The following is a 7,964-nucleotide window of genomic DNA, read 5'->3' on the forward strand; positions in this document are numbered from 1 at the left end:
GGGGCCTGCGAGCCGCTGGCGCGGCGCGCGGGCATCTTCCGCTTCTTGAAGCAGGCGCTGCGACTGGCGCCTGCCGAGGCCCGCAGGAGTGCGGGCCTGTTGCTGCACCGACCCCGCAAGAGGCCGGTGCAGCAGCTCGATCACACCATGCCGGACTTGACCATGGTGGCGCGCAGGCTCGCGAACTCCTGGTCCACGAACTCGCCGAAGGCATCGCCGGCCAGCCATGCAGGCGTCCAGTCGTTCTTCTGCAGCGCCTCGGCCCAGGCCTTGCTCTTGGTGGCCTTCTCGATCATGGCGACCAGCGCATCGCGCTGTGCCTTGGTGATGCCGGGCGCGCCGTACACGCCGCGCCAGTTGCCGATCTCCACGTTGATGCCCTGCTCCTTGAGCGTGGGCACGTCCACGCCCTTCAGGCGCTGGCCCGAGGTCACGCCGATGGGCTTCATCTTGCCGGTGCCGATGTACTCGGCGAACTCGCTGTAGCCGCTGCCGCCCACGGTGACGTTGCCGCCCAGGATGGCGGAGATGGCCTCGCCGCCTCCACGGAATGCCACGTAGTTGATCTTGGAGGGATCGACGCCGACTTCACGCGCAATCATGGCCGCCGCAATGTGCTCGGTGGAGCCGCGCGAGCCGCCGCCCCACTTGACGGAGCCCGGGTCCTTCTTGAGCTGGGCGATCACCTCGGCCATGTTCTTGAAGGGCGAGTTGGCGGGCAGCACGAAGACGTTGTACTCGCTGGTCAGGCGGGCCAGCGGCGTGGCCTGCGTGAGGTTCACGGGCGGCTTGCCCGTGATGATGCCGCCCAGCATGACGGCGCCCATGACCATCATGGCGTTGGGATCGCCCTTGCTGCCGTTGACGAACTGCGCAAGGCCGATGGCGCCGGCGGCGCCACCCTTGTTGTCATAGGTGACGGAAGCAGCCTGACCAGCGTCCTGCAAAGCCTTGCCCAGGGCACGGCCCGTGGTGTCCCAGCCGCCGCCGGGGTTGGCCGGCAGCATCATCTTGACGGCTGCCGCAGCCTGCGCAGACAGCGGCAGGCTGCCTGCGGCGGCCAGTGCGGCCAGCGACTTCAGAAAAGTATCACGACGCATGGTTTGACTCCTTGTGTTGTAAGGCTGTCGATGATCGGTTCGCTACCTGTCAAATGGCTGTCCAAACCCCTAGGGGAATCCCTAGATCGCTCTCGCCACGATGGCCTGCATCGCGCCCGGTGCTAACGTCCGGCCCATGCAATTGCTGCTCGTAGAAGATGACAACGCCATGCGCACCACGCTGCAGCGCACGCTGATCAGGCGCGGCATCCAGGTGGAGACGGCGGCCGACGGGCCCTCGGCCCTGGCGCAGTGGCTGGTGCGCGAGCCCGACGCCGTGGTGCTGGACCTGAGCCTGCCCGGCCTGGACGGCCTGCAGGTGCTGGAGAGGGCGCGCGGCCAGGGCCTGCGCACGCCCGTGCTCATCCTGACCGCGCGCGGCACCGTGGGCGACCGGGTGCTGGGCCTGAACGCCGGTGCCGACGACTACCTGGCCAAGCCCTTCGACCTCGACGAGCTGGAGGCCCGGCTGCGCGCCCTGCTGCGCCGCAGCAGCGACAGCTTCACGCCCAAGCCGCCGCCCGAGACCATCGCCATGGGTGCGCTGCGCTACGACAAGGCCAGCGGCGCCATCCACCGCGATGGCGAGATCATGGAGCTGACGCCGCGCGAGCTGGCCCTGATGCACGCCCTGCTGGCACGCCCCGGCCATGCCGTGGCCAAGGAGCGCCTGTTCGCGCTGGTGTTTCCCGGCGAGTCGGACGTGCAGTACGAAGCCGTGGAAGTCGTCGCCTACCGGTTGCGCAAGAAGCTGTCGGGCACAGGCGTGCAGCTGGTCACGCTGCGCGGCCTGGGCTATCTGCTCAAGGCCGAGTCGGCCTGAGGCACTCCACCACTCACCGCAGCCCATGCGCGACCCCGGTCTTCCCCTTCCCGCCCCCGCGCGCACGCGCCAGCCCTGGTCGCTGCGCCGCCAGCTGCTGACGGGCATTCTCGTGCCCGTCATTCTGTTCATTGGCTTCAATACCTGGAGCCTGTACCACCAGACGCTGGCTGCGCTGAACACCGCCTATGACCGCACGCTGCTGGCCTCGGCCAAGAGCATCAGCGAGCAGCTGGATGTGACGGGCTATGACGAGTCCGCCCAGCTGCATGCCATCGTTCCCTACTCGGCGCTGGAGATCTTCGAGGCCGACAACCAGAGCCGCATGTTCTACCGCGTCTCCACGCTGGAGGGGGAAATGGTGTCGGGCTTTGGCGAGCTGCCCATGTGGCATGGCGTCATTCCCCAGCGCCCGCCCTACGCGGCCCTGGTCGACTTCTACGACGCACAGTTCCGGGGCCGGCCCGTGCGCATGGCCGTGCTGCTGCAGCCCGTGGCCAGCGCCAAGGGGCGCGGCATGGCCGTGATCCAGGTGGCCGAGACGCTGGAGCTGCGTGAAGCGCTGGCCCTGCAGATCCTGCGCACCACGCTGGCGCGGCAGGCCCTGCTGGTGGCCGCCGTGGCGCTGATCGTGATCTTCGTCGTCCAGCGCGCCACACAGCCCGTGCGCCGGCTCAGCAGCGACCTGCGATCGCGCCCGCGCGGCGACCTGAGCCCGCTGTCGGCACCCTCAGCACCGCGCGAGTTGCAGCCGCTGCTGGAGGCCATCAACCAGCTCATGCTGCGGCTGCGCCAGCTGCTGTCGGACCAAAAGCGCTTTGTGCGCGACGCGTCGCACCAGCTGCGCACGCCGCTGGCCGTGCTCAAGGCACAGCTGCAGTCGGCCCAGCGCGGCGATGTGCCAGCCGAGCAGGCCTTTGAGGAAATCGGCGCCACCGTGGACCGCGCCACGCGCCTGGCCAACCAGATGCTGGCGCTGGCCAAGGTCGAGCAGCTGCGCCAGGAAGACAGCGCCGAGCCCGCATCGCCCGCGCCCAGCCTGCTGGACGAAGTGGTGCGCGACGTGGCCATCGAACTGTCGCCGCTGATTGCGGAGCAGGACATCGACTTTTCCATAGACACGGAGCCCTGCCCCGTTCCTGCCCACGAATGGATGCTGCGCGAGCTCACGCGCAACCTGCTGCACAACGCCATACGCCACATGCCTGCGGCCGGCAGCCTGCACATCAGCGTGCACCAGGCCGGCAGCCAGGCCGTGCTCAGCCTGCGCGACAGCGGGCCGGGCATAGACAGCGAGCTGGCGCAGAGGCTGTTCCAGCCATTTTCGGCCGGCAATGCGCGCAGCGGCTCGGGCCTGGGGCTGGCCATCTGCCACGAGATCGTGCAGACGCTGGGCGGCGCCATCGAGCTGCGCAACATCTACCGGCAAGGCCTGGTCTGCGGATTGCATGCGCACGTGGCGATTCCGCTGCAGCCGGCCACTGGCAAGCACCCCGCGCCGCGCGCACAATAACGCCATGACCGATATCGAATCCATGCGTCTGGACAAATGGCTGTGGTGCGCGCGCTTCTACAAGACGCGCAGCCTGGCGACGGAGGAAATCGGCAAGGGCCGCGTCACCGTCAACGGAGCCCTGGTCAAGCCCGCGCGCGAGGTGCGCTGCGGCGACACCGTGGCCCTGCGCCAGGGCCAGGTCCCGCGCACCGTGGTCATCCGCGGCCTCTCAGGCATGCGGGGCCCCGCCCCCGTGGCCCAGGCCCTGTACGAGGAAACCGCCGAAAGCCTGGCCGAGCGCGAACGGCTGGCAGAGCAGCGCCGGCTGGCTCCGGAGCCCGCCAGCAGCATCGCCAGCCAGCACGAAGGCCGCCCCACCAAGCGCGACCGCCGCCAGATCGACCAGGTGCGCGAGCGCGGCAGCTGGGACAGCCGCTGGAGCGCCTCCATCGACGATCTGGACCGGCGCTGAATCGCACGGCCCTGCCCGCCTCTTCCAGCAAAAAAGGCCATGCGCAACAACTGCGCATGGCCTTTTTGCATGGATTTGCGGGAAGCAGGCCCTGCGGCGTTCAGACCACCTGGTCCCTGGCCGGGGCATCGTCATCCTGCGCGCGCGGCAGGATGAGGTTCATCACCATGGCGGCCATGGCGCCCACGGTCACGGCCGAGCCCAGCAGGTACTGCAGCATGTCCGGCAGGGTCTGCACCCAGTCCTTGGGGGCCAGGGTGGCAAAGAAGGAGCAGATGATGGGCACGCCCACCACCAGCATGGCACGCTCGTCCAGGCGCACATGGCGCAGGATGCGGATGCCCGCCATGGCAATGGTCACGCAGACCACGGCGAACATGCCGCCGATCACGGGCGAGGGAATGGCCGCGATCAGTGCGGAGAACTTGCCCAGGAAGCCCAGGCAGGCCAGCACCAGGCCGGCTGCAATGAAAACCATGCGGCTGGCCACGCCGGTGATGGAGATCACGCCGGCGTTGGTGGAGTAGCCGGTGACCGGCGTGGCACCTATTAGCGCGGCCACGCTGCAGCTCAGGCCTTCGCCCACGGCGCCACGGTCCAGCTGGCGGCTGGTGATGGGCTGGTTGATCACGGCCGAGACCGCGAACCACGTGCCCGTGGTCTCCGCCATGACCACGAGGTAGATCACGACGAAGGTGAGCACGGCGGGCAGCGAGAACTGCAGCGGATAGTCGATGCCGGCCAGCTTGGGCAGCGTGAGCCAGGGCGCATCGGCAATGGGCTGCCAGGCAAACAGCCCCATGCCCCAGGCGACGGCCGTGCCGCCAGCCAGCGCGATGATCACCGACGACAGGCGCATCCAGCGGCCCAGCCGGTTGTCGAAGCGCAGGCCCAGCATCATGGCCGCAATCAGCAGCGCCGCCGATACCGAAGCCAGCGCAATGGACTGGTTGACCGTCATGCCGCCGTGGACCGCGAACACGTTGGCGCTCAGCGCAATCGGCAGCAGCGACAGCCCCACCACGAGGATGATGGTGCCGCCGACGATGGGCGGCACCAGCCAGCGGATCACGCGGTGGAACCAGCCCAGCGCCCCCAGCGCGATGACGATGAGCGCTCCCGGAATCAGCGCGCCATAGACCGCTCCCATGCCGCCGAAGCCACCGCCCGCGCCAAAGGCCACGGCCAGGATGGCACCCAGGGGAATGTAGGAAGGCCCTTGTGCCACGGGCATGCGCATGCACCAGGCCGTCTGGATCAGCGTGCCCAGTCCCGCTGCGAGGAAGGTGGACTGGATCATGGACGCCGCGTCGGCCTGCGACAGCGCCAGGGCCGAGGCAATGATGAAGGGCACGACATACACGTCCATGGCCATCACATGCTGCAGGCCCAGCAACAGGGCCTGGGAGAGCGTGACGCGGTCGTCAGGGCGGGCGATCAGGCGCCCTTCGTAGGAGGAGGTCGGTTCGGTCATGGAGCGGAAAACGCGGGAAACAGCCAGTGCGCAAACGCAGCCGGTCTTCAGGCGGGGCTGGCCGCCTGGCGCCGGTGCACGCACGCGCCCTGCACCCAGGTGCAGGCCACATTGGCACGCGTGGCATGGTGGATGATCTTCTGCAGGATGTCGGCCGGGCCGTCCTGCTCGGGCCAGATCTGCACATTGGAGTCCGGCGCCAGGCAGTCGACGGCCAGGGCATCCATGGCATGGCCGGGCTCGATGCGGCCAATGGGAAGGTCCAGCGCATCGCCACCCGCCGCCGTGGCCAGCCACAGTGCAAAGACGTGGTCGATGCGGGCCTGCACGCCCTGCCCCGCCCTGCCGCGCCGGGCGGCCGTCTGCGCCGGATCCACGCCTTCGTGCAAGGCCAGCGAGGCTGTCATGGCATGGCGGCAGGCGTCGAACATGCTGGGGCTGTAGCCCCCCGAAATGTCCGTGGCCAGTCCCATGCCCAGGCCCTGCTCGCGGCCGCTGCGCGCGGGGAAAACGCTGTTGGCGAAATAGAAGTTGGACAGAGGGCAATGCGCTACCGAGGCGCCCGTGCGCGCCATCAGTGCCACGTCATCGGCCGTGAGGAAGTTGGCATGGGCCACGACCGTGCGGCGCGTGAGCAGGCCGAAATCATGCAGCGCATGCGCATCGGTGCGGCCCTGGCGTTCCAGCACATGGGCATGCGCCCAGTCGCTCTCGGAGCAATGGGTTTGCACATGGGCGCCAGTGCGTCCAGCCAGGTCGCCCAGGCCGCGCAGCAGCTCGTCGGTGCATGAAGGAATGAAGCGCGGCGTGATCACCGGCAGCACGCGCTGCTGCGCGTTGTCCGGATGCTGGCGCAGCCAGTCGATGAAGCGTGCCGTCTCGGCAATGCCTTCGGCTGCGCTGTCGTCCTTGTAGTACGGGGGGCATTGCGACGGCTCGTCCATGGCCACCTTGCCGACCAGGGCGCGCTGGCCCAGGGCCAGGCAGCGTTCGGCCAGCACCTGGTTGCCCACGGCGTGGATGGTGCCGAAGTACATGGCCGTCGTCGTGCCATTGGCCAGCAGCGTACGCACCACGCTGTCGTACACCGAAGTGGCAAAGCCGGCATCGCCGTAGCGCGCTTCCAGGGGAAAGGTGTACTCCTGCAGCCAGGTTTCCAGCGGCACATCCAGGGCCTTGCCGCTTTGCGGCCACTGCGGCGCATGCACATGCAGGTCCACCATGCCGGGCAAAAGGTACTGGCCCTCGGGCAGGCGCTTCAGCGTGCCCGCTGCCGCATGCGCGGCCTCCAGAGCGGCGCGGCGGGGATCACCGCGCTCCAGCACGGCATCGACCATGCCACGGCCATCCACCACGATCAGCACGTCCTGCTGGATGCGCAGCGCATCCGGCACGGGCGCATCGAAAGCAGTGCACAACAGGGCCCAGCCCCGGCCAGGGTCAGCGCAATTCATCATGGAAACGCGGCCCCCTGCCTCACTTGGCCTTGAGCTTGGCCAGGTCCTCGGCCGTCAACCACCGCCACTGGCCCGGCTGCAGGTCCTCGGTGAGCTCCAGCTCGCCAATCTTCCAGCGGTGCAGGCCTTCGACGCGGTTGCCAACGGCGGCGATCATGCGCTTGACCTGGTGGTACTTGCCCTCGGTCAGCGTGAGGTCCAGCACATGCTCGCTCACCTGCTCGCAGGCAGCCGCCTTGACGGGCTTGGGGTCGTCATCAAGCACCACGCCCTCCAGCAGGCGCTGCACCTGCCGCGCATCCACGGCATGCTTGGTGGTCACACGGTAGACCTTGGGCACATGCTTCTTGGGCGAACTCATGCGGTGGATGAACTGGCCGTCATCGCTGAGCAGCAGCAGGCCCGTCGTGTCCTGGTCCAGCCGGCCCACGGCCTGCACGCCCTGCACGGCACCCTTGTTCGGGCGCTGGCGCAGCGGCATGGGCAAAAGCGAGTAAATGCTCGGATAGGTTGAAGGCTTTTGCGAGCACTCCGTGCCCGCCGGCTTGTGCAGCAGCACATAGCCCAGCGCGTGATAGGCCCACTCCACGCCCTGTACGCGATAGCGCAGGCCTTCAGGATCGATGTCCTGCGTGGAGTCGAGGCAACGCACCCAGTCATTGGCCTCGGTGTCCCACAGTTCCACCCAGCCCTGCTGGACCAGTCCGGAACACACGCGGCGGATGCCGAACCCTTGGGAATACAGAATGTCTTGCAGTTGCATGTTCATCTTTCAAGCCGTCTGCGCCCACCATGGCGCACGCACATCGCGCAGGCGACGATACAAGTACTTCTGCGCAAACAAGCAAAAAACCCCGTAGCTTTGGGCTACGGGGTTTCTTGGGCTGTAAGAGCCTGACGATGACCTACTTTCACACGGGAACCCGCACTATCATCGGCGCAAAGTCGTTTCACTGTCCTGTTCGGGATGGGAAGGAGTGGTACCAACTTGCTATGGTCATCAGGCATAACTTGTTGTCATGCTGCTCTTGTGAGCAACACAACGAATTCATAGAGTCTGTAATCAGCTTTGTATTTTGACTGCGCCTTACTTGGCATAACCACCTTGATGATCACGTCATCAAAGTTATAGGGTCAAGCCTC

At 67.4% G+C, this 7,964-nt stretch carries 7 protein-coding genes and 1 rRNA gene; 3 read left to right on the forward strand and 5 right to left on the reverse strand.

Annotation, left to right across the window (positions count from 1 at the left end; genetic code table 11):
• Positions 1-140 precede the first annotated feature (140 nt).
• On the reverse strand, positions 141-1,100 hold the full coding sequence (locus HFGMBDPB_RS19880; RefSeq protein ID WP_016449641.1) for a Bug family tripartite tricarboxylate transporter substrate binding protein: 960 nt from the start codon (positions 1,098-1,100) through the stop codon (positions 141-143).
• Between the two features lie 100 nt (positions 1,101-1,200).
• Between HFGMBDPB_RS19880 and HFGMBDPB_RS19885 the strand changes: the two genes are divergently transcribed.
• Genes HFGMBDPB_RS19885 through HFGMBDPB_RS19895 form a run of 3 tightly spaced genes read left to right on the forward strand, consistent with a single transcriptional unit; the run spans position 1,201 to position 3,890 of the window.
• Positions 1,201-1,923, forward strand: coding sequence for a response regulator transcription factor (locus HFGMBDPB_RS19885; RefSeq protein WP_016449642.1), 723 nt, complete (start codon positions 1,201-1,203; stop codon positions 1,921-1,923).
• 25 nt (positions 1,924-1,948) lie between these two features.
• Entirely contained in the window at positions 1,949-3,436 is a 1,488-nt protein-coding gene (locus HFGMBDPB_RS19890; protein WP_016454029.1) for a sensor histidine kinase, read from the forward strand.
• A 4-nt stretch (positions 3,437-3,440) separates the two neighbouring features.
• Positions 3,441-3,890 (forward strand): RNA-binding S4 domain-containing protein, encoded by a 450-nt coding sequence (locus HFGMBDPB_RS19895; protein WP_016449644.1) that lies wholly within the window; start codon positions 3,441-3,443, stop codon positions 3,888-3,890.
• A gap of 100 nt (positions 3,891-3,990) precedes the next feature.
• Here the strand turns inward: HFGMBDPB_RS19895 and HFGMBDPB_RS19900 are convergent, their stop codons facing one another.
• The 4 genes from HFGMBDPB_RS19900 to rrf form a co-directional block, all read right to left on the reverse strand.
• Positions 3,991-5,364, reverse strand: coding sequence for a uracil-xanthine permease family protein (locus tag HFGMBDPB_RS19900; protein WP_016449645.1), 1,374 nt, complete (start codon positions 5,362-5,364; stop codon positions 3,991-3,993).
• Positions 5,365-5,411: 47 nt separating this feature from the next.
• The gene (gene guaD, locus HFGMBDPB_RS19905; RefSeq protein ID WP_212646075.1) at positions 5,412-6,821 is read right to left on the reverse strand and encodes a guanine deaminase; all 1,410 of its coding nucleotides are present in this window, start codon (positions 6,819-6,821) and stop codon (positions 5,412-5,414) included.
• 19 nt (positions 6,822-6,840) lie between these two features.
• Positions 6,841-7,584 (reverse strand): 16S rRNA pseudouridine(516) synthase, encoded by a 744-nt coding sequence (locus HFGMBDPB_RS19910; RefSeq protein WP_047327088.1) that lies wholly within the window; start codon positions 7,582-7,584, stop codon positions 6,841-6,843.
• A gap of 129 nt (positions 7,585-7,713) precedes the next feature.
• Positions 7,714-7,826: ribosomal RNA gene (gene rrf / locus HFGMBDPB_RS19915) — 5S ribosomal RNA — on the reverse strand.
• Between the last annotated feature and the right edge of the window lie 138 nt (positions 7,827-7,964).

The sequence above is a fragment of the Delftia sp. PE138 genome (assembly GCF_018320755.1).
Classification (GTDB): Bacteria; Pseudomonadota; Gammaproteobacteria; order Burkholderiales; family Burkholderiaceae_C; genus Comamonas; species Comamonas tsuruhatensis.